We start from the raw sequence: 25,658 nt of genomic DNA on the forward strand, positions 1-25,658 counted from the left end.
TGCGTTAAACTTGAAGAGATGACCTTTTTATTTTACTTACCCTTGATCTTAGTCTATGCTGTCTTTGCGATCTATGCAGAGCGGAAGATTGCGGCTTTTATCCAAGACCGTTTGGGACCTATGGAGGTGGGTAGGTATGGTTTGCTTCAGACAGTAGCTGACTTGCTGAAGCTGCTTCAAAAGGAAGATATCATCCCAGCAGCTGCGGATAGGTTTATGTTTAGGGTGGCGCCATTTTTAATCTTTGTATCCATCTTTGTAGGTTTTTCTGTGTTACCTGTTTCTGCCTCTATGGCAGGATCAGGCGCTTCTACGGGGCTTTACTTTTTACTGGCATTCGTCTCCTTAGATGTATTAGGGATGCTATTTGCTGGCTGGGGATCCAATAATAAGTATGCGCTCTATGGAGCTATGCGCTCGGTCGCTCAGATCGTTTCCTATGAGATACCACTTAGCTTATCAGTACTGTCTGTTATTGTTTTGTCTCAGAGCTTGGACTTACAAGAAATTTCCTTTCAGCAGAGCATTTGGTCAGATCAAAAGAGCTATTTGCTAGGGATTTCGGCTTTGGGTGAAGTGAGTTCATGGGGAGGTTTTTTCACTTGGAATATCATCAGACTCCCAATTTTGGTCCCTGTCTTTGTGATTTATTTCATTGCATCTCTAGCAGAGTCTAATCGAGCACCCTTTGACCTAGCAGAAGCTGAATCTGAGTTGATAGGAGGATTTCATACGGAATATTCTGGCTTTAGATGGGCACTGATCATGTTGGCAGAGTATGGGATGATGCTGCTAGTATCTATTTTGGCTGCTATTCTTTTCTTAGGTAGCTGGAATTCACCGTTGCCAAACATAGGGACTGTAAAGCTAGCAGAATGGACCAATGGGAGCATAGGAACTTGGACTTCCTACGCTTGGGGTAGTTTTTGGCTTTTGAGTAAGGCTTTTCTATTGATCTTTGTGCAGATGTGGGTCAGATGGACCTATCCTAGACTCAGGGTAGATCAATTGATGAACTTATGTTGGAAATACTTAACTCCTGCCGCACTTTTATTACTTTTGTTGAGTGCAGTATGGGTACTCTCATGGGTCTAATCAAAGCATAGTGAAAGGAGCAAATAATACATATTGGGGGAATATCAAGGAGGCAATTAGCTCACTAAAAAGTGGTCTTAAACTGACCATGAAGCACTTGTGGCAGGCGAGAACAAGCCAAAAGCATGTGGCTATAGGAGATGATACTTACTTTGATCAAGACTCAGGCTTAGTCACGCTTCAGTATCCTAAGCAGCAGTTACCAGTTCCAGATACAGGTAGATACAAGCTTCATAATGAAATAGACGACTGTATCGTCTGTGATAAATGTGCTAAAGTTTGCCCAGTAAACTGCATAGACATAGAGCCTATCAAAGCAACTGAAGAAATAGGTAAAACTTCAGATGGCACGTCTAAAAGACTTTATGCAGCTAAGTTTGATATTGACATGGGTAAGTGTTGCTTCTGTGGATTGTGTACCACCGTATGCCCTACAGAGTGTCTGACGATGACTTCAGATTATGATTTCAGCGTATTTGACGTTAAAGAGCATAACTTTTCCTTTGCCAATCTATCTTTAGAAGAGATCATCAATAAGAAAGCGCAAGCTGCAGAAGCAGCTTCTGCTAAATCAGCTATAAAGTCTGCTCCAGCACCTGCTGCAAAGCCAGTTTTCAAACCTAAAGTAGTGGCTAAACCTCAGTCTGAGGCAAGCACAAATACTCCTTTAACTCCAGAGGAGAGTCCGAAGCCAAAGCCAGTTTTCAGACCAAAAGTTGTGGTAAAGAAAACAGAAGCGTCTAAAACGGAAAACTCCTCAGAATCTGAAAAGCCGAAAGTCACTTCAAAACCTAAGGTGGTGATCAAGCCAAAAGTAAAAAGTGAAACTCCACCTGCTGAGGATAAGCCATCTGATGCAGATGAAAAACCTATCACACCAAAGGCTAGACCTGTCATCAAACCTAAAGTAGTCATCAGAAAGAAGAAGGAGGGAGAGGATGAGTGATATGATCACGATAGCATTCTACCTATTTGCAGGCTTGTCTATTATATCAGGTATCTTTATGATTTTCACTAAAAACATCCTTTATGCAGCTTTTGCACTGATGTTTTGCTTTTTGTCTTTGGCGGGTATTTATGTTTTGTTGGGAGCGGATTTTGTAGCGATCACGCAGCTATTAGTATATGTGGGTGGAGTGCTTGTACTGCTGATTTTTGGTGTGATGCTCACTGTCAGAGTAGAAGGTAAGTCACTTCAAACAGGCAGTCATCTCAAATGGGGCGGAGCTTTGATCGGGATTCTGTGGATAGGGATCTTGGTTCAATTGATTTTACAGGTTGATTGGACAGCTGTGATGACAGATCAACCCATAGAAGCGTCTGTCAATTCCATAGGTAAGCTGCTTTTGAGTAAGTATGTGATTGTTTTTGAGCTTGCAGGTTTGCTACTTCTTATTGGATTGGTAGGAGCTGCTTATATCGCTGGCGCTAAAATTAGGACTAAATGATTCCATTTGCGCATATATTGATACTTTCTGCTGTCCTATTTGCGATAGGACTCGCTCTCGTGGTGGTACGAAAAAATGCCATCATTGTGCTCATGGGCATAGAACTTATGCTCAATGCAGGTAATCTTAATCTGGTCGCTTTCAATCAAAAAAATCCTGAGTTATTAGAAGGTCACCTTTTCGCGCTTGTCGTCATGATGATCGCTGCCATAGAAGCTGCAGTAGCTTTGGCTATCATATTGAAAGTGTATAAACTCTTCCAATCGGTAAATTTGGATGAAATCAATGAGATGAAAGGCTGATGGATTTAGCACCACTCATAGCGCCCATGAAGTTAGGTCAAGAGACTTTTCAAGCTTTGATAGTCTTGGTGTTACCCTTGTGCAGCTTTTTGATCTTGGGCTTTTTAAGAAATCGCCTAGGCATCTTAGCGGGTTATCTGGCTACTTTGGTAGGCTTGGTAGGCTTAGGACTATCTGTTAACTTGTTTATTGCTGTTTGGAATTATACGACTTATCATTTTAGGACAACATGGTTTGATATCAGTCTCGGCAAGCTCCCACTCAATTTTACGGTTGGGGTTTATTTGGATAATTTGACCGTGCTGATGTTAGTCATGGTGAGTTTGATTGCCTTGTTGGTGATTATTTTTTCACTGGCCTACATGAAGGATGATCCTCAAGTGGCTAAGTATTATGCTTTTTTGGGGCTTTTTCAATTCTCTATGATGGGGATCATCTTAGTGGATAACCTACTCTTTATCTTTATTTTTTGGGAGCTAGTTGGATTGTCATCCTATTTACTGATCGGGTTTTGGTATCAAAAGACTAGCGCTGCACTAGCTGCTAAAAAGGCATTTTTGTTTAATAAAGTGGGAGATCTTGGCTTTATGATAGCCTTGATGATGCTTTGGAGTCAATTTTACACACTTGATATTGATGCCATCAAATTCCTTTGGCAGCAAGCTAGTCTTTCAGATCGATTTACCTTGTCAGCAGGAGGACTCTCCGTATGGACTGATATGTCTGACACTTGGATGACGTGGATTGGTATTGCACTATTTTGTGCGGCAGTGGGTAAATCTGCTCAGTTTCCACTTCAAGTATGGTTGCCAGATGCTATGGCTGGCCCTACACCTGTTTCGGCATTGATACATGCTGCTACGATGGTAGCTGCGGGCGTATATTTACTCGCTAGGGTATTACCTCTCTTTACAGTGGATGTCATGTTGGTACTGTCGATCATCGGTGCGCTGACAGCCCTAATGGGAGCTTTTGCTGCTTTAGCTCAATCTGACATCAAAAAGATATTGGCGTATTCCACCATTTCTCAACTAGGGATGATGGTCATGGGCATCGGAGTTTATGCTGTGGAGGCCGCTGTTTTTCATCTTTTCACACATGCAGTATTCAAAGCTGGCTTATTTCTAGCAGCTGGTTCTGTGATCCATAGCTTGCATCAGTATGAGGCAGCAAGTGGACAGCACTTAGACGCTCAAGACACGGATCAAATGGGAGGTTTAAGGAAATTCATACCACTAACCTTTTTGACTTTTGTGCTCTGTGGGTTAGGACTGATTGGCTTTCCGGGCTTTTCTGGATTTCTCTCCAAGGAGGGCATCATAGAGGGAGCCATCGCATGGGCTAACAATGCAGATGTTTTTGCGGCTTGGCTCATTCCTGTTATGGCAATCTTGACTAGTTTACTGACTGCTTTTTATATAATAAAACTGATCATTAAGGTGTTCTTTGGCAAGTCTCCACAATGGTTGGTAGACGATCATCCAGTAAGAGAAAAAGGTTGGGCGATTAAATTTCCATTAGTTGTACTTGGCTTACTTTCTTTTTCCATTTGGTATGGACATCCATTTGATGGACATCAAAGTTGGCTCGGAGAGGGAGTAAGTCGGGCTATTTTTGGAAATGAATTCGTTCCTACTATCATAGAGGGTAAGTGGTCAATGGTTTTGGCACTGCTAGCCCTGTTAGCAGGTGGGACGATGGCCATCATGAAATATGGCGTGGATAGGTCTTATTTTACAGAAACTGTACATTGGTTAAAGTCTATGTCTTACCATAATTTTCATTTGGACGCTATCTACATGATCATCTTTATCAGACCTAGTTATTATTTAGCTAGTGCTATTACACGATTTGACCAGCATGTATTAGATAGGTCTGTCAATTTGCTTGGAATTTCTCAGGTTGTTTTTGCTCATATAATCGCCTGGATAGACAGAACAGTGGTGGATGGGCTAGTCAGTTTAGTTGCTAAGTTTAGCCAGTGGTTTGGAGCACTATTTAGGTGGTTTGTTCACTCTAGGGTGCAGTCAAAGATATTGTGGGCTGTTTTGTTTGTTGTATTAATTATCCTCATTTGGATTAGATAAGTATATGGAAAATCATTTACTCACGCTGATAGTTTTTGCGCCTTTGGTCATGGCTGGTGTACTGCTGCTGGTGCCAGCAAAACATATTGGCTTTTTCAAATGGGGAGCATTACTTGGTAGTGTGGGATCATTGTTAGCGGCCTTGTTTGTATTTCATCTATATGACAATAGAACGGGTGTTACAGGAATAGATAACCTCAGCACCTATCAGTTTGTAGAGAAAATGGATTGGATCTCACTTGATCTAGGCCAACTAGGACAACTATCGATTCAGTACTTTTTAGGTATAGATGGTGTAAGCATGCCACTGATACTCCTTGCTAGTATAGTGATGGTGATCGGGGTATTGGCTTCTTGGAGTGTGGAGGAAAAGGCGAAAAGTTATTTTCTCCTTTACTTACTTTTGAGCACTTCGATATTTGGTTGTTTTTTAGCATTGGACTTCTTCCTATTCTTTTTATTCTTTGAATTCATGCTGTTACCAATGTACTTTTTAATTGGTCTTTGGGGAGGTGTGCGCAGAGAATATGCCGCGATTAAATTCTTTCTATATACCTTTTTTGGTTCTGTATTTATCCTGATTGTAATGATCGGTTTGTACAGTTCTGTGATAGATCCGATTAAGATGTCGGAGACATTGCAAGTATCGGTATCACAAGTGCAGCAAATGCTACAGCAAGGAAGTATCGCTAGTGATCAGATGATTAGGACTTTTGATATGACGGCTATGATGCAAGCGGATAACTTCATCCCAGGCAGCGTATTGAGCTTATTCAATGGATTGACGATCGGAGGATATTCTGCCAGATTGATTGCTTTTCTCTTTTTATTACTTGGCTTTCTGATCAAACTTCCAGCTGTTCCTTTTCACACTTGGCTGCCTGACGCACACGTGGAGGCACCCACAGCGATATCAGTAGTATTAGCGGCTATTTTGCTCAAGATAGGAGGGTATGGACTGATGCGTATCGTTTATCCAATATTCCCAGAGGGAGCCATTCAATTTGCAGTTTTGGTAGGCTTCTTAGGGGTTTTAGCCATCATATATGGAGCATTAAATGCTCTAGCAATGAAAGATTTGAAAAAGATGATCGCTTTTTCTTCTATATCGCACATGGGGTTTGTTTTGTTGGGCTTAGCTTCATTGACAGCAGAAGGTGTGAGTGGCGCACTTTATCAGATGGTCTCTCATGGATTTATATCAGCTGCCCTCTTTTTGATCGTAGGCGTGATCTATGATCGTACTTATAGCAGACAGATTGCTGACTTTGCAGGATTAGCTACGCTGATGCCAAAATTTACTGCGGTGGTGGTTATCAGCTTTTTTGCCTCATTAGGTTTGCCTGGTTTTTCTGGATTTATAGCGGAGTTGCTTACGCTTCTGGGGGCTTTTCACTCTCATTCGCTCAATGACCTACTGCCTTTATGGATGCCTATAGTTGCTGTATTGGGTTTGCTTTTGACAGCTGCTTACTATCTATGGACGATACAGCGCATGTTTTTTGGTAAAGCTTGGCTGAGAAATGAATCATGGATGGCACGACTAACTGATTTGTCATCAAGAGAGTGGTTGATGTTTGTTCCACTGATACTACTGATGATAGCTTTGGGGGTTTTTCCTCATTTGCTTTTAGACATTTCCAAGGAGTCCATCAGCTATTTTACTGAATTGATTAATGGTAAAGGATTCGAACAATTGCAGCTTTTATACCAAATGACAAAGTAAGTGGAGATACAAAGCAACATACTGGATCCGATCTTTAGCTTAAGCCAAGACCTCAATTATTTTAGGCCTGAGCTGGTGCTTTTGATATGCCTATTTGTTTGCTTTTTTGCTGATTTATTGATCAAAAAGAATAAAGGGCTATGGCTCAGTAGTCTGGCGATTTCTGGTGTGTTGGCTTATTTATGGTTTAGCTATACTCAATTCATTGGTCTGGAGGAAGAGGTTTATTTCATGTCAGATCTTATGAGATTGGAGCGGAGTATTGTCTTTGTAAAGCTGATATTTGGAGTGACAACTCTGGGGGCTATTATTTTAGCGATCAAAACTAAATGGATACAAATACCGCTCAGCCATACTGGAGAGTATTACTTTATGTTGATAGCCCTGCTACTAGGTTCGGTGCTTTTGCCGATGGCTAACAATTGGTTAGTATTCTTTTTATTGATGGAGTTTTTATCCATCACAGGCTATATCATTACTTCTTTTAATAGAGACAAGTCTTCTTATGAAGGGGCTATTAAGTACTTGCTATTTGGAGCTGCGGCATCTGCTATCATGTTATATGGTATATCACTGATCTATGGGATGACCGGTAGTATGTCCATAGGTGATCTAGCCAACGGGATGGAGCTTGATAGTGGTCTTTTGAGCTTGGGGTTACTATTTGTGCTTTTAGGAATTTTCTTCAAGATTGCACTATTCCCCATGCACGTTTGGCTACCGAGTGCATATCAGGGAGCGCCTTCAAGTGGTATCGTGCTGCTATCAGTAGCACCGAAGGTTGCAGCGCTTTTGTTTTTATGGCATCTGACATCGATCATTGAGTTAGGCAAGATCGGTTTTGATCTGTTACCGATGTTTCAGTGGCAGCAGATGATAGGGATTTTAGCGATCATCACCATGCTAGGAGCCAATGCAGCAGCACTATGGCAGACTAATGTCAAGAGACTTCTCGCTTGGTCCTCTGTGGGGCATGGAGGATTTATGTTAGCTGGTGTATTGACGCTATCTGCCTTTGGTCAGAGCACATTACTTTTTTATGCAAGTGTATATGCATTGATGAATATGGGAGCCTTTTTATTGGTTCTCTTGATCAAAAAGCGAACTCAAAATGAAGAAGATATCAATGCCTTTAGGGGGTTGGCTAGTTTACACCCATTTTTGGGAGTTTTAGTGACGTTATTAATGCTATCCTTTATCGGACTTCCGCCTACTGGAGGCTTCATGGCTAAATTTCTCTTGTTTTCGGCTATATGGGATACTTATCAGCAAAGTGGCGAACCCATTTATATTTGGGTCTTCGCAGCCGGCTTATTTAGCTCAGTGATATCGCTTTTTTACTATATGAAAATCCCTTATTTGATGTATTTCAAGCCTTTGAACTCTAAAGACCCTAAGCTTGTTAGCTTGAAATCATTGGATTATCTCATGATGTTCCTGATAGTGGTTGCTTTGATGGTTTTATTCTTTAAAGCAAATTGGTTGATGAACATACTGAATAGTCTTAACTTTGCGCTTTAATTTTCTGACAACCCATGAGCGATCAAATCAAGCATGAATGCGGTATAGCCATGATCAGGCTTCGCAAACCTCTCCAATACTATATTGATAAATATGATACGCCTCTTTATGCCGTGAATAAGCTGTATCTTCTGATGCAGAAGCAACATAATAGGGGACAAGATGGCGCAGGAGTGGCCAATATCAAGATAGATACAAGACCTGGCACGAGGTATATCAGTCGATATCGCTCGATAGAGTCTCAAGCTATAGCAGAGATTTTTGAGAAGATTGGGAAGAAATTTAAAAAAGCAAAAAAGCAAGCGCCTGAGAAAGCACTCATGCGAGATGCGGATTGGATCAAGCATCATGTGGGATTCAGTGGGGAAGTATGGCTAGGACACTTGAGATATGGAACTCACGGAGAAAACAGTATAGAGACTTGTCATCCCTTTCTAAGACAAAATAACTGGAGAAGTAGAAATCTGGTCGTAGCGGGTAACTTCAATATGACCAATGTTGATAAACTTTTTGATCACTTGGTCAATCTCGGTCAGCATCCTAAAGAAATGGCAGACACTGTCACTGTGATGGAAAAGATCGGACACTTTTTGGATGAGGAAAACCAAAGAATCTTCGATAAGTATAAGGGTCAACATACCAATATCGAAATCACGAATCTGATAGAAAACGAGCTAGATGTTCATAGAATACTCAAGCGTTCTTGCAAAGACTTTGATGGTGGCTATGCCATGGCAGGAATCATTGGGAATGGATCTTCATTTGTAGTAAGAGACCCTGCTGGAATCAGACCAGCCTACTACTATGCGGATGATGAAGTGGTGGTGGTAGCCTCAGAAAAGCCAGCTATTAAGACAGCTTTCAATATTGCCTATGATCAGATCAAGGAAATTGATCCTGGTCATGCGCTGATTATCAATAAGGATGGATCATTTGATCAAAAGGAGATCCTAGCACCGATCACAAAGAAGAGTTGCTCATTTGAGCGCATTTATTTCTCTAGAGGATCAGATCCAGATATCTATGCAGAGCGTAAGCAGCTGGGTAATTTACTAATCCCTCAGGTCCTCAAAGCGATCAACTTTGACCTAAAACATACCGTGTTTTCATATATCCCTAATACAGCCGAAACAGCTTTCTTGGGGATGATCGCTGGATTAGATGAATACCTCGTCAGACAACGAAAGGAAATCATTTTGGATGGAAAGCCTCATATAGATTCGCTTGAAGAACTGCTGGCATTTAAGCCCAGAGTTGAGAAGCTAGTCACTAAAGATGTGAAGTTGAGAACTTTCATCACAGATGACGAACATCGAGATGAGATGGTGGCTCACGTGTATGATACTACCTATGAAGTGGTGCAAAAGGGTGTAGATACACTTGTCGTCATTGATGACAGTATCGTGAGAGGGACTACTCTGGAGAAGAGTATCCTTCGTATGCTTGATAGGTTAGAGCCTAAGAAGATCATCATCGTATCATCAGCGCCACAGATCAGGTATCCAGACTGCTATGGTATAGATATGTCTAAAATGAAAGATTTTGTAGCTTTCAGGGCATTGTTGGCTTTGGTGAAGGAGAGAGGCTTGCAACACTTGTTAGAAGAGAGCTATCAGCAGTGTCTGGCAGATCCCAATGGGGCAAATCATGTGCAGCAGGTTTATAATCAGTTTACAGATGAAGAGATCTCTGAAAAAATCGCTGAGATCATCAGGCCAGAAGATTTGAGAGCAGAGCTACAGGTGATCTATCAGACGGTAGACAACTTGCATACAGCTATACCACAGCATACGGGAGATTGGTACTTCACTGGCAACTATCCAACACCGGGAGGATTTAAGGTGGTCAATAGAGCTTTTAAAAACTTCATGGAAGGCAAACTCGTCAGAGCATATTAAGTATCGATTGGTAGATCTTAAAGATCAAAATCATATAAATGAAAGAAGCCACATCATCGATGTGGCTTCTTTGTTTATGGGGTTATTAATAACCAAAATTAGTTATTTGTATAACCTACGTTTTGTTCAAGGTTTGAATTTACCTCTATTTCTACCAGTGGGATAGGCCATAATACTCTAAAAGGCTCATTGCCATAAAGAGCAGCCGCTTGACCAAATCTCTTCAAGTCAGCAAATCTATGTCCTTCAAAAGCTAACTCAAATCTTCTTTGAGTCAAGATCTCATCTAGAGCATCTTCTACAGTTGGAATATCGAGGATAGTCACGTCAGCTAGTCCAGCTCTACCTCTGATTTCATTGATATCATCAATTACTGAAGTAGGAGTGATTGCAGTTAACGAGCCTGCAAGACGAGCGTTTGCTTCTGCTTTGATCAAATACATTTCAGCAAGTCTGATCAAAGGAACGTTATCATCATTAGTGGTAGATCTGAAATACTTCACTACTCTATTTCTAGATGTAACTAATACTGATGCTGCAAATCTTTCATCACCTTGCGCACCTGATGCTGCAAATTCATTTAAGAAAGCATTTCTTAAATAAAACTTCTGACCACCAGTAGCAGGGTTAGAGGAAATAGAAAGAGTGTTTTGATCAGTGTTGCTAAATGCAAGCTCTAAGATCATTTCACTATTTCCTTTGATAGAAAAGATGTCAGCATAGTTGTTTTGAAGTGAATAAACTCCAGCATCAATTACTTCTGCAGCCTTTGAAGCAGCCATTGTATTGTTGCCTTGTTGTAAATAAACTCTAGCAAGTAACGCTGTAGCAGATAATGGCCTCGCTCTAAATGGAGCATTTGCAGTATTTTGTAAGTTGTCTTCAGCAAATGTCAAATCTTCAATGATAAATGTATAAAGATCTGCTTCTGTTGCTCTAGGAGCGAAATTCAATGATTCAGTGTCTGTGATGAAATCTGTTACGATAGGTACGCCACCAAATACTTTCAGCATATCGTAATATACCAATGCTCTTAAGAATCTAGCTTCAGCTTCTAAAGCGGCTAGCTGCTCTGGAGAAGCATCTGTAATATCTTCTAGTACAGAAAGTATAAAGTTGGCATTACTGATCACAGCGTACATAGTCTGCCAAGTACTTCTGATTTGAAGGTTAGAAGGATTGATTATTCTTGCACTAACCTCTTGATCAGTTGTAAATGTACCTGCATGTTGTAAGTTATCCGTATAGACATCTTGATAGTATAGATATCTCAATCCATAATAGTTGCCACTCTGCATTGCAGAATAAACACCTAGTATTGCTCTGTTGGCATTAGCCAAAGTTGTAATGGCACCATTAACATCAATAGAGTTTACTGGATCTTGCTCTAGTGTATCACATGATGTTTGGAATATTAGTATTGATGCAAATACTAACGCTATTATTTTATTAAATCTCTTTTTCATAGTTCTTAAAATCCTACGTTAATACCAAATGTGTATGTTCTAGGCTGTGGGAATGTATAGAAATCCACGCCAAGTGTAGTATTGCTAGTACCTGATGAATTTACCTCAGGGTCAAAACCAGAGTAGTTAGTAAATGTAAATAGGTTTTGTGCTTGAGCATATACTCTTAAGCTTCTGATTTGAAGTTTCTCAGTAACAGAAGTAGGGAATCTATAACCTAATACTACGTTTTTGAACCTTAAGAAAGATCCATCCTCTATAAATCTAGAGGTGTTTGAAGCATTGTTTCTATTTGCCGCTACACTAAAAGTCGCTCTGGGAATTTGACCATTACCTGGATTCTCTTCAGATCTCCATCTATTAACTACCGTAGCTTTGTTGTTATCATCGAAGAAGTTGGCAAACATACCCTCTTGGAAGCTACCTGCTGCATTAGCGATTTCATTTCCATAAGAAAACTGCATGAATACTTGTAGATCAAAGCCTTTATATGAGAAGGTATTATTAAAACCACCTACAAACTTAGGCTGAGCATTACCAAGTACTGTGAAATCATCATCGGTAATAACACCATCACCATCGATATCTCTGTAGTTCATATCACCAGCTTGAATACCTGCTGCTTGTCTCGATGCAGGAACATCCTCTTGCGTCATGAATACACCGTCTGAAATCAAACCGTAGAATGTTCCAATAGGTTGTCCTTCTCTTAAGACTAGTGAGTTACCACCAAATCCATAGAATACGTCCTCCCCGTTGAACAGTTCAGTTACTTCATTTCTATTGAAAGAAATGTTAAGATCTGATCTCCATTTAAAACCATTGCCTGGTTGGTCAACATTGACAGTAGACAACGTGAATTCAAGACCTTCGTTTTCAACTGATCCAATATTTGATTGGTAAGAACCAAAACCGTTTTGAGTTGGGATTGGTCTTGCGAAAAGAAGATCTGTTGTATTTTTCTTGTAATAGTCAACGATCAGGTTCACTCTGTTATTGACAAAACCAAGATCTAAACCAACGTTGATTTGAGTAGTTTCTTCCCATTTCAAATCTGGGTTACCCAATTGAGCTGGAGCAATCGCTGGTCTATCTAAATAGTTAGATGTACCTGCAAGACCTCTGAAAGAGAAGTTACCAATTTCTTGGTTACCTGTGATACCCCAAGAACCTCTTACTTTTAAGTCAGTGAAGATGTTTTGAGAAGCCATAAAGTCTTCATCTATAATTCTCCATCCAGCAGATACTGAAGGGAAATAACCCCATCTGTTGTTTTCACCAAATCTTGATGAAGCATCAGCTCTAAAGCTCACAGATAGTAAGTATTTCTGATCGTAAGCATAGTTAGCTCTACCGAAATATGATTCAAGTCCCCAACCTGCAAAGCTACTGCTACCAGAGTTTACTGTGGCAGCTGCTCCAAGGTATCTAAAACGCTCACCAGGAAATCCAATACCTCTTACTGATGAAGTAGTGATGATGTTTTCTTCTCTATTATGACCAGCTACAACTGCTAGATTGTGCACTTCATTGAAAGTTTTTGCGTAGTCAAAAACTACTTCACCTACCCACTTGATTGGGTTAGAAGTATTGAAATTACCAGCACCACCTTCTGCAGTAGAAGAACTACCAGGATAGTTATCAGGAGTGTATCTTCTCTCTTGGAAATTCAAGATATCTGCACCACCTCTTAGTGTTACTTTTAATCCATCAGTGATTTCATACTGACCATAAGCGTTTACAAGTGCTCTGATAGACTGATTGACATCGTCATTTTCAGTACCTTCAGCTACAGGATTAGAGTAGAAGTACTGAGGTCTTGTATAGCTACCATCTTCTTCAAATACAGGCCAAAGAGGAGAGGCTGCTAATGAGTTAGCAAAAGGACCATTAAGCGTATTATCAGATACAATTCTATTTTGCTCTGATCTGCTCAACTGCGAGCTGAAACTCACTAAAAACCTATCAGTTACGTTGTGATCAAGATTAAATCTTGTAGAGATTCTATTATAACGAGAGTTGATAACAGTACCCTCTTGATCAAAATAGTTAGCGGAGATATAGTATCTTGTCTTATCATTTCCACCAGTCATATTGACTTCATAGTTTTGGATTGGTGCTCTTCTAGTTACTTGATCTACCCAATCAGTATCAATATTATCACCATAAAAATCGCTCGGATTACCATTTGCAGTCGATATAGTTGGATCAACTTCTCCATAAAACCAATCTAAGATTTCTTTATCAGTAGTATTTTCTGGAGTTTTGCCAAGAGCAGCCAGTGAAAAAGCATCTTTCATCAAAAGCAGGTATTGATCTCTATTCAAGAATTTAGGCTTGTTCCAGAGCTCTTGAGTACCCCAATATGCATTGAAGTTCACTTGTGTCTTTTGATCTTTACCTCTTTTTGTTGTGATAAGTACTACACCGTTAGCGGCTCTAGATCCGTAGATCGCAGCAGCAGCAGCATCCTTAAGAACTTCCATAGACTCGATATCCGCTGGGTTTAAGTCAGTCAGGGCATTGATAGACTGTCCACCAAAACCTAGTTGAGACTGATCACCAGTAGTCATCGGTACACCATCTACTACATAAAGTGGTTGGTTTGAAGCAGAGATAGAAGATGCCCCTCTAATTCTCACAGAGATACCTCCACCTGGAGTACCAGAGTTTTGGTTGATCTGTACACCAGCTACTCTACCCTGTAGTGCCTGATCGATACCTGTAGCAGGTACGTCTCTGATCACATCGGCATTGACGCTTGATACAGCTCCTGTGAGCTCTCTTTTATCTTGAGTACCGTAACCTACAACTACTACTTCATTTAGAAGCTCAGTATCTGGCTGAAGGGTTACATTGATAGTAGATCTATTGCCTACTCTTTGTTCTTGGGTAGTAAACCCAAGGAATGAAAATACTAAAACAGCATCAGATGGTACATTGTCGATCGCATAGTTACCATCTAAGTCAGTAGCCATTCCTCTAGTCGTGCCTTTGATTTGCACGCCTACGCCTGGTAGTGGTTGCCCATCTTCACCAGAGACTACTTTGCCCGAGACTCTACCAGTCTGAGCCATAGCACTATAGCTAATGTTGATCAACAAAGCCATTGCTACAAGTAAAACTTTTCTCATAGTTGATTGTGATTTGGTTTAAAATAAATTTGAATAAAAGAGACCAAAAGAACCTTTCGGTACTGTTTGGTCCATAAAACTAATATGCAAGTTAAGTAAAAAAGCTAAAATTTGCCCGTAATGTTTAAGAAAAAATTAATAATACTGCTTAAGTGTTAAACAAAACAAAAAATCCCTGCAAAGTTTGCAAGGATCAAAATAAGATAGAGGTCTGTAGTAACCTATATAGCGAAACTCTCTCCGCATCCACAAGTGCGTGTAGCATTTGGATTGATGAATTGGAAGCCTTTGCCATTAAGCCCGTCTGAAAACTCAAGTGTGGTCCCAGCTAGGTAAAGCAAGCTTTTCTTATCTACGATGATTTTCACTCCTTTATCTTCAAATACTTGGTCTGTGTCTTTCAGAGCCGAATCAAATTCCAAATCATACATCAATCCAGAGCATCCTCCGCCCTTTACAGCTACTCGGATATGATCATTGGCAGTTCTTCCTTCTGTACTCCTAAGTTCTAGGATTCTTTCTTTGGCTCTCTCTGTTACTGCTATCATGCTTCTTATGATTTATAGTATCTTTGTGATTCGATTGCTTATTATTAATTCTCTGATGAGAAGAAAAGTTCTAAGCCTGACACAAATTTAAAGATTTATTTAGATTTATACTTAATAAGGATGACTAAAATCGAACACATCGGTATCGCTGTCAAAGAGATAGCGGCAGCTGATAAAATTTATAGTAAATTATTAGGCGTTGACCCTTATAAACAGGAAGAGGTAGCTTCTGAAGGGGTGTTGACTTCTTTTTTTAAAATAGGAGATTCTAAGATAGAACTGCTTGAGGCAACTCGAGAGGATAGCCCTATTGCTAAGTTTATAGAAAAGAAAGGAGAAGGGATTCATCACATCGCTTTTGATGTAGAAGATATCCATGCGGAGATGGATAGACTCCGTGCAGAAGGATTTGTCCTACTAAACGAACAGCCGAAAAGAGGTGCTGATAATAAATTAGTTTGTTTCATACATCCAAAAAGTGCTCATGGTGTACTGATCGAACTTTGTCAAGAAATAAAGGAATAAGTGAAAATGGAAAAGAGAACGGAATTAGCAGACCTAGGAGAGTTTGGTTTGATAGAGAGATTGAGTAGTGGCTTTGCGCTTACGCAGACTTCTACTGTCAAAGGTATAGGAGATGATGCTGCGGTCATTGACAAGGGTAATGGAGAGGTGATGGTTATTTCAACTGATTTGCTATTAGAAGGTGTACACTTTGATTTATCTTTTCATCCTTTACAGCATCTAGGCTTCAAAGCAGTTGCAGTCAATGTCTCTGATATCGCAGCCATGAATGCAGTACCTACTCAGATCACGGTCAGTATCGGTATTAGCAATAGATTTTCTTTAGAAGCGATAGATGCACTTTATGATGGGATCAAAGCTGCCTGTGAGCATTATAAGGTAGATCTTGTAGGAGGCGACACTACCTCTTCTAGAGCAGGACTAGTCCTATCGATCACTGCTGTGGGTGAGGCCAAAAAGGAGGATTTGAGTTATAGATCTGGAGCGCAACTAGCAGATATCATCTGTGTGACTGGAGATCTAGGAGGGGCCTATGTAGGTCTTCAAGTGCTAGAGAGAGAAAAGCAAGTTTACCTAGCCAATCCAGAGATGCAGCCTGACCTAGCACCTTATGAATATGTAGTTCAACGTCAACTCAAATCGGATGCGCGTACAGATATCATCCACGAAATGCGAGAGCAAGGAATAGTGCCTACTGCTATGATAGATGTGTCTGACGGTCTGGCTTCTGAGTTATTTCACATAGCTAAAGCATCAGATAAAGCGGTTCAAATTTTTGAAGATAAACTTCCGATAGCCAAGCCGACATTTGATACTGCTGTGGAGTTTAATCTAGATCCGATCACTTGCGCACTAAATGGTGGAGAGGATTATGAATTGCTCTTTACGATCAAGCAGGAAGATTATGAAAAACTCAAAATGCATCCAGATATCCACTTCATCGGCTATGTGCATGAAAGAGACAAAGGCATGAATCTAGTGACCAAGAGTGGTACGGTGGTGTCGCTCAAAGCACAAGGCTGGCAACATTTTTAACCAAAAGAAAACCGAGAAGATTATTTCCTCTCGGTTTTTTCATTTATTCCTCATTGGGATAGGGAATGAAGACGAAATTGGTAAACTCCTCATCGATCACAAATAAGCAGCAGTACTCATCTGGATCTTTGTATGTTTTCTTAAACTCATCAAGCATCTCTGAGTCTACAAGTTTTCTTTGTACAAACTCATCTATATAAGTGATGTAATAATTCCATTCGAGCGGTTTGTCCTTATTGCCGATCAATAGCTGTCCTATAGGTTGAAGGGTTCTGCATATCGGAAATATAGGATAGTCAGAAAACTTTTTGCTTCTGATCTGATAGGCTGCCTCTTTGATTGTATCCGCTATTTTGACAAAGTCTTTAGTGATAGTGCCTAGATATTTACCGTTGAGTTCTGGATCATTTTCGTGATACATGCCTTATTTTTTTAAGGTGAGTAATACTACATTTTCTACGTGATATGTCTGAGGAAACATATCCACTGGCTGTACTTTCTCCACAGCATAGTAGGAATCTAAAAGTGCTAAATCTCTTGCTTGTGTGGCAGGATTACAGCTTACATAGACGATTTTTGGTGCAACTAGTTTGATGAGCATGTTGATGACATCTTCATGCATCCCTGCTCTCGGAGGATCAGTGATGATAACATCTGGACGAGCATGTGAGGCGATAAACTCATCGTTAAGCATATCTTTCATATCTCCAGCGTAGAAGAGCGTGTTTTTGATGTTATTAATCTCTGAGTTGATCTTAGCATCAGCGATCGCTGCTTCCACATATTCTATACCGATCACCTGCTTGGCTTGCGAAGCTACAAAGTTAGCAATAGTACCTGTGCCAGTGTATAAGTCATAGACTACTTCATTGCCCGAAAGCCCTGCAAAATCTCTGGCAACCTTATACAGTTCGTAAGCTTGATTTGGATTAGTTTGATAAAATGACTTGGGACCTACTCGAAACTGTAAACCTTCCATGACTTCTGTGATATAGGGTAATCCAGCATAAGTCACCACCTCAAGGTCATGAAAAGTCTCATTCTTTTTGAGATTGATAATGTATAAAAGAGAAGTGATCTTTGGAAATTTGGTCTTCAAGAAGTTCATCACTTGCTCGATGACCGCTTGATCATCCTCACCAAACTGCACGATCACCATAGTTTCATCCGTACTGGTCGTTCGGATGATAAGGTTTCGGAGATGACCAGTCTGTGCGATCAAGTCATAGAAAGTGATTCCGTTTTGAAGTGCAAAATCTCTCAGTGAGTTTCTAACATCATTGGATATACCACCTTGTAAGTAGCAGTGTTCGATATCTATGATTTTATCAAAACGCTTAGGAATGTGAAAGCCAAGAGCATTTTTTTCAAATTCTCTTCCTGAGTCGATCTCTTCCCATGTCAGCCATCTGTTGTTTGAAAAGGTGAAGTCAAGCTTATTTCGGTAGTAGCGTGTCTCCGCTGAACCGAGAATAGGTGAAATCTCAGGTAGGGCTACCTTACCTATTCTACTCAAATTGTCGATGACTTGCTGCTGTTTGTAGCTTTTTTGAAGTGCATAGTCTATATGCTGCCACTTGCAGCCACCACATACACCGAAATGCTCACAAAATGGCTCAGATCTATCTTTAGAATATGATTTATAGTTAATCACTTCAGCTTCGATGAAGCTACTCTTGGACTTTCTGACACGCACATCCACAACATCTCCCGGAGCAGTTTTCTCTATGAAAACTACCTTGCCATCATAGTGTCCAAGACATTTGCCCTCAGATGCGATACGCTCTACCAACAAGTCTTCAATGACTTGATTCTTCATTTTATTTCTCGCCATAGCGCGCAAAAATACAAAAATAAATGTTGCTAGACGAGGCCTAGTCACTCTATTCCTATGGATAAATACTTCCTCAAAACTTTGATTAGATAGATTAGTTAAAACTTAATCGTCTGTTATTGTGGGAGCTTTATATATTGGTTAACTTATGACTGATTTTAAATCGAGCTACCTATTCATTTTTACATATTTTTGTGCTGTTATATATTTTAGATTATGCTAAAGGATAAAGTAGTCATCATCACAGGAGCCACCTCAGGTATTGGACAAGCCACTGCACACGAGTTTGGAAAAGCAGGGGCAAAGATAGTCATCACTGGGCGTAGTCGTGTCAAGCTCGATGAGACATTAGTATCTCTACAAAGAGAGGGGATAGATTGCCTTGCAGTCTTAGCAGATGCGGCATCTGAACAAGATAACATACGGATGGCTCAGGAAGTCATGGCACAATATGGTCACATAGATATCCTGATCAACAATGCTGGGATTTCCATGCGTGCGCTTTTTGAAGACCTTGAATTGTCAGTTTTCAAGCAGGTGATAGATGTGAATTTTTATGGAACTGTATATGCTACTAAGTATTGTCTGCCATATATTTTAGCTTCTAAAGGAAGCGTAGTGGCCGTATCTTCGATCAATGGCTACAGAGGTACTCCAGCGAGGACAGCTTATACAGCCTCTAAGTATGCGATCAATGGATTCATGGAGTCTCTTCGAACAGAAGTGATGAAGCGAGGAGTAAATGTCATGGTAATCAGTCCAGGTTTTACTACCTCAAATATCAGAAATAATGCGCTCACGGCTGATGGAAAATCTCAAGGAGAGTCACCTCGTGAAGAGAGTAAAATGATGAGCGCAGAAGATGTGGCTAAGGAAATTTATAGCGCAGTCAAGCGTAGAAAGCGTCAAGTGGTACTCACTGGAGAAGGCAAATTGGCAGTATTCTTGAATAAGTGGATTCCCGGTATCATGGATCATGTAGTCTATCGACACATGGCCAAGGAAAAGGATTCTCCATTTAAATAGCATACTATGGAAAAAGTCTTGAAAACCTTTCAAAACAGGTTGATTGATCTCAGTAGCAGAAATCGTTCATTACTACTTTTGAGATTAGCCTCAGAACAGATGATCGATCTTCAAGACTTTGATTTTATCGCAAAAGGTGGATCGTTTCGGATCATTGAGGAGATGATCAGTCGGGTACAAAACATCGATTTGTGTGAGGTAGCAGACCCACGAGATGAGGATGTCAATGCAGTCTCGACTAAGCTCAAAAAAATCTTAAGGACTGCTAAGTTCATAGAGCAGGAGTCAGGAGAAAAACAATTTTACGTAGGATGGCCCTTTGTGAAAGGAGCTTTTAATAATGGGCAAGTTGTCAGATGCCCGCTTTTATTTTTCCCAGTAAATCTAGTACCACAAAACAGCAGATGGGAGCTCAAAGTCCCTAAGCATGCTTTTCCTATTCTCAATCGTACATTTTTACTTGCCTACAGTCATTTTCAAGAACAAAAGTTAAGTGCTGAATTTTTAGAGCAGACGCTTGAAGGGTTTGATACAGATAGTTTGGCTTTTAGGACCCAGCTTTACCAATTGCTCAAAGAATCCCCAGTTGCGATCAATTTCAATCAAGATCTTTTTCAAAACAAACTCAGCAAGTTTGAAGCTTATCAAAAGAAAGATTTAGAAAGTGAGGCCAAGCCAGGTGAGCTTAAGCTTTATTCTGAAGCAGTTTTAGGTTTATTTGCTCAGTCAGATAGTTACTTAGCGCCAGATTATGACTTTTTGATCGAGAAGTTTTCTGAAGAAGGGAGTCTTGAGGAACTATTGCATAGGCAGTTTGCCAGCGATCAGGAGCCTTTAGAAACTCACTCTAGAGACTATACTTATTTTCTCAATAAGATCCGAGAAGAGCATATCTACACACCATATCCTCTAGATGCCCATCAAGAAAATGCGCTCAAAGCAGTCAAAAAAGGTAACTCTATAGTCGTGCAAGGACCTCCAGGTACAGGGAAGTCACAGCTGATCACTAATTTGATGGCAGACTTTGCTAGTAGAGGTAAGCGGGTGCTGCTCGTTTCTCAGAAGCGCGCAGCGCTGGATGTGGTATACAAGAGGCTTGAAGAAAAAGGCCTAGAGCAATTTGCAGGTATAGTACATGACTTTAGAGCTGACCGAAAGGAACTTTACAAACAGCTTGCTTATCAGATAGATGCATTAGACAAATATCAGCAAGTCAATAATGGACTAGATAGTATCCAGCTTGAGCGTAGATTTTTGCAAAGTAGTCGCATGATCGATCAGATCACAGAACAGCTTGATGAAATGAAAAATGCGCTATATGATACTTCAGAGTGTGGAATGAGTATCAAAGAGCTTTACCTGACATCAGATCCAGAAGCAGCTCAAGTAGATCTCACACAACACTACAAGTACTTCACACTCGAGACGGTGCCGTTATTCCTACCTAAGCTCAAACGATATCTCAAAGGACACAATCTATATGATGAACAGGAGTGCTTTTGGCTAAATCGTAAGACTTTTGAAAGATATCAGCAGCGCGATCAGCGATCTATCAAAGCAGCGCTAGTCGAAATCTCTGGCTACCGCTCTGAGGGGATATCTTCATTGGAGGCGATACTTGGCAAATCACTCAACTTTGAGTTTCTCTTTTTCTTAGAAGAAAATTTAAATCAAATCGTGCAGTTGAGAGCGCTGCTAGATGACTATAAGACCTTTACTGCATGGAAAGAGATCCTTTCGGTCTCCGAAAAGGAGATAGACTTGCTATGGTTTGATAACTGGTATAGAGTCTTTATGGGACTTTTCGAAAAGCCTGGTATTGAGTGGACGATTCCTCAGGAAGACTTGCAAAAGGTCTACAAAGAAGTGTACAAGGGCTTAGATGCCAAAAAGAGTATGCTGCCTTGGCTGAAATGGCGGTATTTTTCCAAATCATCTAAGGCCGTTCAACTAGCCTTGAGCAAAAATCATCTTGGAAAAGATGTCAAGTCATTAGAGATACTGGAGCAGAAGATCAACAGTAAGTTTAATTTTACCCATCAAGAGACTATACTAGAGCAGACCAAGTGGCTTAAACTACCTGAAAATAAGAAAGATACTCGTGTACTAGACGCTTGGTTTGAGACGAACTATCAAGCAGGGGAGGCTAGGGTGCTGACTGCAAAACTACTTCAGCTGACTAGTAAAATGTCGCTCTCACAGCTAAGTCACCCAGAACTGTGCAAGCAACTAGACGAAATCATTGCTTACGTGGAGGGATTTCAAGAGCAGCTTTCTTCTTGGTCTCAGTATCTATCTTCCATACAAATTCATAGTTTGTTTTTAGAGAAGAGTCCTGAGGAACTGAAAACCGAGATTGACTTTTTAGATCAGCACTTTGATGAGATTTGTTTACATGATCAGATGAAGATGAGTCTTCACGAGGATGAAAAGGGCGCTATACAGAAATTAATTTTTTCCGATACAGTAAATCAATATGAGGACATTGCTGCACTTTTTCTCAATAGTATCAAGTTAGCTTGGATCGATCATATCGAAGTGAAGTTTCCTGTGCTGAGAAAGGCCTCTACGATGTATATTGATGAGCTTGAGCAGGATTTGATCTGGCATATTCAAGAGAAATTATCCATCAGTGCAGAGATAGTACTGATGAACTGTCGAGAGCAAACTTATAACTCCGTAGAGTATAACCGTCTCAATAACCGCGTAACATATAGAGACCTACAGCATCAAGTCACTAAAAAGCGAAAGATTTGGCCAATTAGAAGACTATTTGAATCTTATGCTCAAGAGATTTTTCAGTTGGTACCTTGCTGGCTTGCTTCTCCAGAGACAGTATCTGCACTTTTTCCGATGGAAAGTGTCTTTGACTTAGTCATTTTTGATGAGGCTTCTCAGTGCTTTGCGGAGAAGGGTCTCCCAGCTATGCTGAGAGGAAGACAGGTAGTCATCGCTGGTGATGATCAGCAGTTGAGACCTTTTGATCTGTATCAGCCTAGACTTGAAGTAGAGGAGGACGAACTGACAGAGCTAGAGGTAGAGTCTCTTCTGGATTTATGCAAAAACCAATTGTTAAATGTTCATCTAAAAGGCCATTACAGAAGTCAGTCTTTTGATCTGATTGCTTTTTCTAACAAGCACTTTTATCAAGATAAGCTGTATATGCTGCCGGCTTACGAACTGGCTAAAAATGCTATTCCAGGTATCAATTACATCAAAGTGGAGGGCACTTGGAAGCATCAGACTAATCCGGTAGAAGCTGAACGGGTTGTACTGCTTTTAGAAGAGTTGAGTCAAAAATATCCTCAGCAGAGCATAGGAATCATTACTTTCAATGCAAAACAGCAGCACCTAATCTATGATCTCATAGATTACCGAAATGCTAAATCTGAAGGATCACCTATAATGAATCTGGCTTTTGTTAAAAATATAGAAAATGTCCAAGGAGATGAATGTGACCAACTGATCTTTTCTATAGGTTATGCTCCTGATGATAAAGGAAAACTTCAGATGCAGTTTGGTAGCCTCAACCAAGTGGGAGGAGCCAATAGACTCAATGTAGCCATCACCAGAGCTAGGCAAGCGATTCATTTGGTTACGAGCATCTGGCCAGAGCAACTCCAGGTAGCAGGAGCTAAAAATGATGGGCCAAAGCTACTGAAAGAATATTTAGCATTTGCAAAATCAGTTTCTGAGGGTACTTTCAGTCCAGAAAGTCAAGCCAATACTGAGGGTGGTTTCGGGCAAGAGTGGTTTTTACAACAGAGGCTAGCGACACTGCTATCTGAAGATGAGATAGTCAAAACCATGACCAACTATCCATATATGGATGTGCTGATGTGGCAAAATGATCATCTAATCGGAGGGTTATTGACAGATGATAATCGTTATTTTCTAGCGGGATCTAGTAAGGATTCGCATGCTTACCTTCCTATGTTGCTTAGTGATAAGAATTGGCCTTATAGGAGAGTATTCAGTCGTCAGTATTGGTTAGATAAAGGTAAGCTGACGACTGATATGTTGAAGTACTTTACTGAGTAGCGGCACGCTCCAGTCGATAGCCCACTGACTCTACTCCATTGAGTTTAGATTCTCTCATGTATTGGAGTAGTTTTAGCTCATATTTTCCAGTATATGGAAATGTCAATGACTCATTTAGCACATAGTCACTTCTATACGATGAGCCAAATCCATCTCCTAGTGGTTTACCGGTAATTGGATCAAAAAGTGAAAAATTCACTAGTTGAGTGTCGATGGTATTTCCAATAGAGTCAAGGAGCCAATAAGTCATATAGAAATTATGGTATTTAAAATCAGCATTGTATCTCACCTGCGCTCTGAGTGAGTGTGCTTGTGTAGTATCGTTCACCACTAGCTCAAAACGAGTAGTATCGGTCTCAGACCAATTGAAGTCAGCAAAGGTCTTATTTTCCTCAGATACCAAATCGTTATCACATCCGATCATGGCAAGTATGATAAAAATGAGACCTATACATTGGTTAGATTTTCTCATGCTGATGTATCAGGTTTAGGCCCTCTGTTGGGATTATTTCCTCTTCCTTTTCTTTTATTATTGTTTTTTGGCCTTCTGTTTTCTGTGCTTTCTCCGGTAGTTCCAAGATTTTCCTGAGGCTTTACATTACGTCTCTCAGGTCTAGGAGTACTTTCTGGTCTTGGACCTCTATTGGCAGTTTGACTATCATTTGATGGTCTATTCCCTTCTCTAGGAGGTCTTCTCTGCTGTGAATCTCTAGGAGGTCTAGGGTTTGTGTTTTCTCTTTTCAAAGAAGGCTCTTCTCTTTTGGCAGAAGGGTTTTCGTTGGTAGATTTTGCTGCTGAATTACCGCTTCGTTCTTGATCAGATGGTCTACGTTTCTTTTTCTTTTTGTTACCTTTTTTCTTCGCGTATTTTTTATCGATTTGCTCTAGGTCACTATTTAGCCTTTCATTGGCATCTGCTATCTCTAGTTCATCATCAAGTAGGGTGACAGGTTTTTTACCCTTTTCATTTAGGACCAAAATCTCTTTCACTCTTTCAGTCTCTATAGCATGCCAGTTACTATCTCCGCCATAGCTAAACCACATGATTTTTCTGAAGATATCAGTTTTTTGTAAATAGGCATTGCCTTGTTCTGTTTGCAGAGGAGCTTCTACCTTGGGAATGTCCTGAAGTGCATCCATATAAGTATCTAGCTCGTAGTTGAGGCAGCACTTAAGCCTCCCACACTGACCAGAAAGCTTACTTGGATTGAGTGATAAGTTTTGATAGCGTGCAGCTGAAGTACCTACACTTTTGAAGTCCGAGAGCCAAGTAGAACAGCAAAGCTCTCTGCCGCAAACTCCAATACCACCAAGTCTACCAGCTTCTTGTCGGAGAGAGATTTGACGCATTTCTACGCGAACTTTAAACTCCCCAGCGAGCAGCTTGATCAACTCTCTAAAGTCCACACGGTCTTCTGCTGAGTAGAAAAATGTAGCTTTAGAATTGTCCGCTTGAAACTCTACATCTGATAACTTCATCTGGAGTTTTAGCTCTTCGATGATTTGCCTTGTACGATAGAGGCACGGTGTTTCTCTAGCTTGCGCTTCGTAAAATTTCTCTAAATCTTTTGCCGTAGCGACTCTATATATTCTGGTGATTTCATCATTATTAGCTACTTTTTTACGCTGCATTTGTAGCCTGACTAGCTCTCCCTGAAGGGACACAAATCCCAAATGATGGCCGTTTGGTACATCTACTACTACAGGATCTCCTGTAGTGAGAGAGAGATTGTCTACATTTCTGAAATACTCTTTTCTTCCTCCTTTGAACTTGACTTCTACAATGTCAAATTTATCAACTATAGGCATATCCATATTGGCGAGCCAGTCAAATGCGTTCATCTTATTGCATCCGCCTGTGCCACAGGTGCCATTATTATTACATCCTTTTACATCGCTACCGCTATTGGCGGTGCCACAACTTGCACATCCCGACATGAATCCTTCCTTTCTATATATGTATTGCCGGTAC

The 25,658-nt window shown here is 40.4% G+C and carries 19 protein-coding genes; 12 read left to right on the forward strand and 7 right to left on the reverse strand.

Annotated features, from left to right (window positions below):
* The first annotated feature begins 18 nt into the window (after positions 1-18).
* The 8 genes from I5349_RS00435 (at position 19) to I5349_RS00470 (ending at position 10,077) form a co-directional block, all read left to right on the forward strand.
* Positions 19-1,095, forward strand: coding sequence for a complex I subunit 1/NuoH family protein (locus I5349_RS00435; protein ID WP_226388748.1), 1,077 nt, complete (start codon positions 19-21; stop codon positions 1,093-1,095).
* A gap of 88 nt (positions 1,096-1,183) precedes the next feature.
* Positions 1,184-2,041, forward strand: coding sequence for a 4Fe-4S dicluster domain-containing protein (locus I5349_RS00440; protein WP_226388749.1), 858 nt, complete (start codon positions 1,184-1,186; stop codon positions 2,039-2,041).
* Positions 2,034-2,543, forward strand: coding sequence for an NADH-quinone oxidoreductase subunit J family protein (locus I5349_RS00445; RefSeq protein ID WP_226388750.1), 510 nt, complete (start codon positions 2,034-2,036; stop codon positions 2,541-2,543). The genes I5349_RS00440 and I5349_RS00445 overlap by 8 nt, the downstream gene beginning before the upstream one ends.
* Positions 2,540-2,845: an NADH-quinone oxidoreductase subunit NuoK gene (gene nuoK, locus I5349_RS00450; protein ID WP_226388751.1), complete on the forward strand. Its 306-nt coding sequence runs from the start codon at positions 2,540-2,542 to the stop codon at positions 2,843-2,845. Before I5349_RS00445 ends, nuoK begins: the two co-directional genes overlap by 4 nt.
* Positions 2,845-4,932 carry an NADH-quinone oxidoreductase subunit 5 family protein gene (locus I5349_RS00455; RefSeq protein ID WP_226388752.1) on the forward strand — a complete coding sequence of 696 codons (2,088 nt, stop codon included), beginning with the start codon at positions 2,845-2,847 and terminating at the stop codon, positions 4,930-4,932. The genes nuoK and I5349_RS00455 overlap by 1 nt, the downstream gene beginning before the upstream one ends.
* A gap of 4 nt (positions 4,933-4,936) precedes the next feature.
* Positions 4,937-6,658, forward strand: coding sequence for a complex I subunit 4 family protein (locus I5349_RS00460; RefSeq protein WP_226388753.1), 1,722 nt, complete (start codon positions 4,937-4,939; stop codon positions 6,656-6,658).
* Positions 6,659-8,179, forward strand: coding sequence for an NADH-quinone oxidoreductase subunit N (locus I5349_RS00465; protein WP_226388754.1), 1,521 nt, complete (start codon positions 6,659-6,661; stop codon positions 8,177-8,179). It begins immediately after the preceding gene.
* Between the two features lie 14 nt (positions 8,180-8,193).
* Positions 8,194-10,077, forward strand: coding sequence for an amidophosphoribosyltransferase (locus I5349_RS00470; protein ID WP_226388755.1), 1,884 nt, complete (start codon positions 8,194-8,196; stop codon positions 10,075-10,077).
* A gap of 98 nt (positions 10,078-10,175) precedes the next feature.
* Here the strand turns inward: I5349_RS00470 and I5349_RS00475 are convergent, their stop codons facing one another.
* The 3 genes from I5349_RS00475 to I5349_RS00485 form a co-directional block, all read right to left on the reverse strand.
* Positions 10,176-11,543 (reverse strand): RagB/SusD family nutrient uptake outer membrane protein, encoded by a 1,368-nt coding sequence (locus I5349_RS00475; RefSeq protein ID WP_226388756.1) that lies wholly within the window; start codon positions 11,541-11,543, stop codon positions 10,176-10,178.
* A 5-nt stretch (positions 11,544-11,548) separates the two neighbouring features.
* Positions 11,549-14,677, reverse strand: a complete 3,129-nt coding sequence (locus tag I5349_RS00480) for a SusC/RagA family TonB-linked outer membrane protein (RefSeq protein ID WP_226388757.1) — start codon at positions 14,675-14,677, stop codon at positions 11,549-11,551.
* A 221-nt stretch (positions 14,678-14,898) separates the two neighbouring features.
* Complete coding sequence (locus tag I5349_RS00485) at positions 14,899-15,225, reverse strand: HesB/IscA family protein (protein ID WP_226388758.1); 327 nt, start codon at positions 15,223-15,225, stop codon at positions 14,899-14,901.
* 120 nt (positions 15,226-15,345) lie between these two features.
* Here I5349_RS00485 and mce point away from each other — a divergent pair, with 120 nt between their 5' ends.
* The gene (mce, locus tag I5349_RS00490; RefSeq protein ID WP_226388759.1) at positions 15,346-15,750 is read left to right on the forward strand and encodes a methylmalonyl-CoA epimerase; all 405 of its coding nucleotides are present in this window, start codon (positions 15,346-15,348) and stop codon (positions 15,748-15,750) included.
* Positions 15,751-15,756: 6 nt separating this feature from the next.
* Positions 15,757-16,785: a thiamine-phosphate kinase gene (gene thiL / locus I5349_RS00495; protein ID WP_226388760.1), complete on the forward strand. Its 1,029-nt coding sequence runs from the start codon at positions 15,757-15,759 to the stop codon at positions 16,783-16,785.
* A gap of 43 nt (positions 16,786-16,828) precedes the next feature.
* Here thiL and I5349_RS00500 read toward each other — a convergent pair whose 3' ends face one another.
* Both I5349_RS00500 and rlmD read right to left on the reverse strand, forming a co-directional pair.
* Positions 16,829-17,206 carry a hypothetical protein gene (locus I5349_RS00500; RefSeq protein ID WP_226388761.1) on the reverse strand — a complete coding sequence of 126 codons (378 nt, stop codon included), beginning with the start codon at positions 17,204-17,206 and terminating at the stop codon, positions 16,829-16,831.
* A gap of 3 nt (positions 17,207-17,209) precedes the next feature.
* Positions 17,210-18,619: a 23S rRNA (uracil(1939)-C(5))-methyltransferase RlmD gene (gene rlmD, locus I5349_RS00505; protein WP_226388762.1), complete on the reverse strand. Its 1,410-nt coding sequence runs from the start codon at positions 18,617-18,619 to the stop codon at positions 17,210-17,212.
* 213 nt (positions 18,620-18,832) lie between these two features.
* On the opposite strand from rlmD, the gene I5349_RS00510 reads away from it, so the two are divergent.
* Both I5349_RS00510 and I5349_RS00515 read left to right on the forward strand, forming a co-directional pair.
* Positions 18,833-19,645, forward strand: coding sequence for an SDR family oxidoreductase (locus I5349_RS00510; protein WP_226389497.1), 813 nt, complete (start codon positions 18,833-18,835; stop codon positions 19,643-19,645).
* 6 nt (positions 19,646-19,651) lie between these two features.
* Positions 19,652-23,686 (forward strand): DEAD/DEAH box helicase, encoded by a 4,035-nt coding sequence (locus I5349_RS00515; RefSeq protein ID WP_226388763.1) that lies wholly within the window; start codon positions 19,652-19,654, stop codon positions 23,684-23,686.
* Here I5349_RS00515 and I5349_RS00520 read toward each other — a convergent pair.
* Complete coding sequence (locus I5349_RS00520) at positions 23,676-24,158, reverse strand: gliding motility lipoprotein GldH (RefSeq protein ID WP_226388764.1); 483 nt, start codon at positions 24,156-24,158, stop codon at positions 23,676-23,678. The two genes, I5349_RS00515 and I5349_RS00520, sit on opposite strands and share 11 nt — an antisense overlap.
* Positions 24,155-25,624: a PSP1 domain-containing protein gene (locus I5349_RS00525; RefSeq protein WP_438865879.1), complete on the reverse strand. Its 1,470-nt coding sequence runs from the start codon at positions 25,622-25,624 to the stop codon at positions 24,155-24,157. Before I5349_RS00525 ends, I5349_RS00520 begins: the two co-directional genes overlap by 4 nt.
* Between the last annotated feature and the right edge of the window lie 34 nt (positions 25,625-25,658).

Origin of the sequence: Penaeicola halotolerans (genome assembly GCF_016464625.1) — a bacterium.
Lineage (GTDB): Bacteria > Bacteroidota > Bacteroidia > Cytophagales > Cyclobacteriaceae > Penaeicola > Penaeicola halotolerans.

Bases quoted from the DNA above. Each gene is read 5' to 3' on its own strand.
- I5349_RS00435 (WP_226388748.1), top strand. From the start codon at position 19: ATGACCTTTTTATTTTACTTACCCTTGATCTTAGTCTATGCTGTCTTT.
- I5349_RS00440 (WP_226388749.1), top strand. From the start codon at position 1,184: ATGAAGCACTTGTGGCAGGCGAGAACAAGCCAAAAGCATGTGGCTATA.
- I5349_RS00445 (WP_226388750.1), top strand. From the start codon at position 2,034: ATGAGTGATATGATCACGATAGCATTCTACCTATTTGCAGGCTTGTCT.
- nuoK (WP_226388751.1), top strand. From the start codon at position 2,540: ATGATTCCATTTGCGCATATATTGATACTTTCTGCTGTCCTATTTGCG.
- I5349_RS00455 (WP_226388752.1), top strand. From the start codon at position 2,845: ATGGATTTAGCACCACTCATAGCGCCCATGAAGTTAGGTCAAGAGACT.
- I5349_RS00460 (WP_226388753.1), top strand. From the start codon at position 4,937: ATGGAAAATCATTTACTCACGCTGATAGTTTTTGCGCCTTTGGTCATG.
- I5349_RS00470 (WP_226388755.1), top strand. From the start codon at position 8,194: ATGAGCGATCAAATCAAGCATGAATGCGGTATAGCCATGATCAGGCTT.
- I5349_RS00475 (WP_226388756.1), bottom strand. From the start codon at position 11,543: ATGAAAAAGAGATTTAATAAAATAATAGCGTTAGTATTTGCATCAATA.
- I5349_RS00480 (WP_226388757.1), bottom strand. From the start codon at position 14,677: ATGAGAAAAGTTTTACTTGTAGCAATGGCTTTGTTGATCAACATTAGC.
- I5349_RS00485 (WP_226388758.1), bottom strand. From the start codon at position 15,225: ATGATAGCAGTAACAGAGAGAGCCAAAGAAAGAATCCTAGAACTTAGG.
- mce (WP_226388759.1), top strand. From the start codon at position 15,346: ATGACTAAAATCGAACACATCGGTATCGCTGTCAAAGAGATAGCGGCA.
- thiL (WP_226388760.1), top strand. From the start codon at position 15,757: ATGGAAAAGAGAACGGAATTAGCAGACCTAGGAGAGTTTGGTTTGATA.
- I5349_RS00500 (WP_226388761.1), bottom strand. From the start codon at position 17,206: ATGTATCACGAAAATGATCCAGAACTCAACGGTAAATATCTAGGCACT.
- rlmD (WP_226388762.1), bottom strand. From the start codon at position 18,619: ATGGCGAGAAATAAAATGAAGAATCAAGTCATTGAAGACTTGTTGGTA.
- I5349_RS00515 (WP_226388763.1), top strand. From the start codon at position 19,652: ATGGAAAAAGTCTTGAAAACCTTTCAAAACAGGTTGATTGATCTCAGT.
- I5349_RS00520 (WP_226388764.1), bottom strand. From the start codon at position 24,158: ATGAGAAAATCTAACCAATGTATAGGTCTCATTTTTATCATACTTGCC.
- I5349_RS00525 (WP_438865879.1), bottom strand. From the start codon at position 25,624: ATGTCGGGATGTGCAAGTTGTGGCACCGCCAATAGCGGTAGCGATGTA.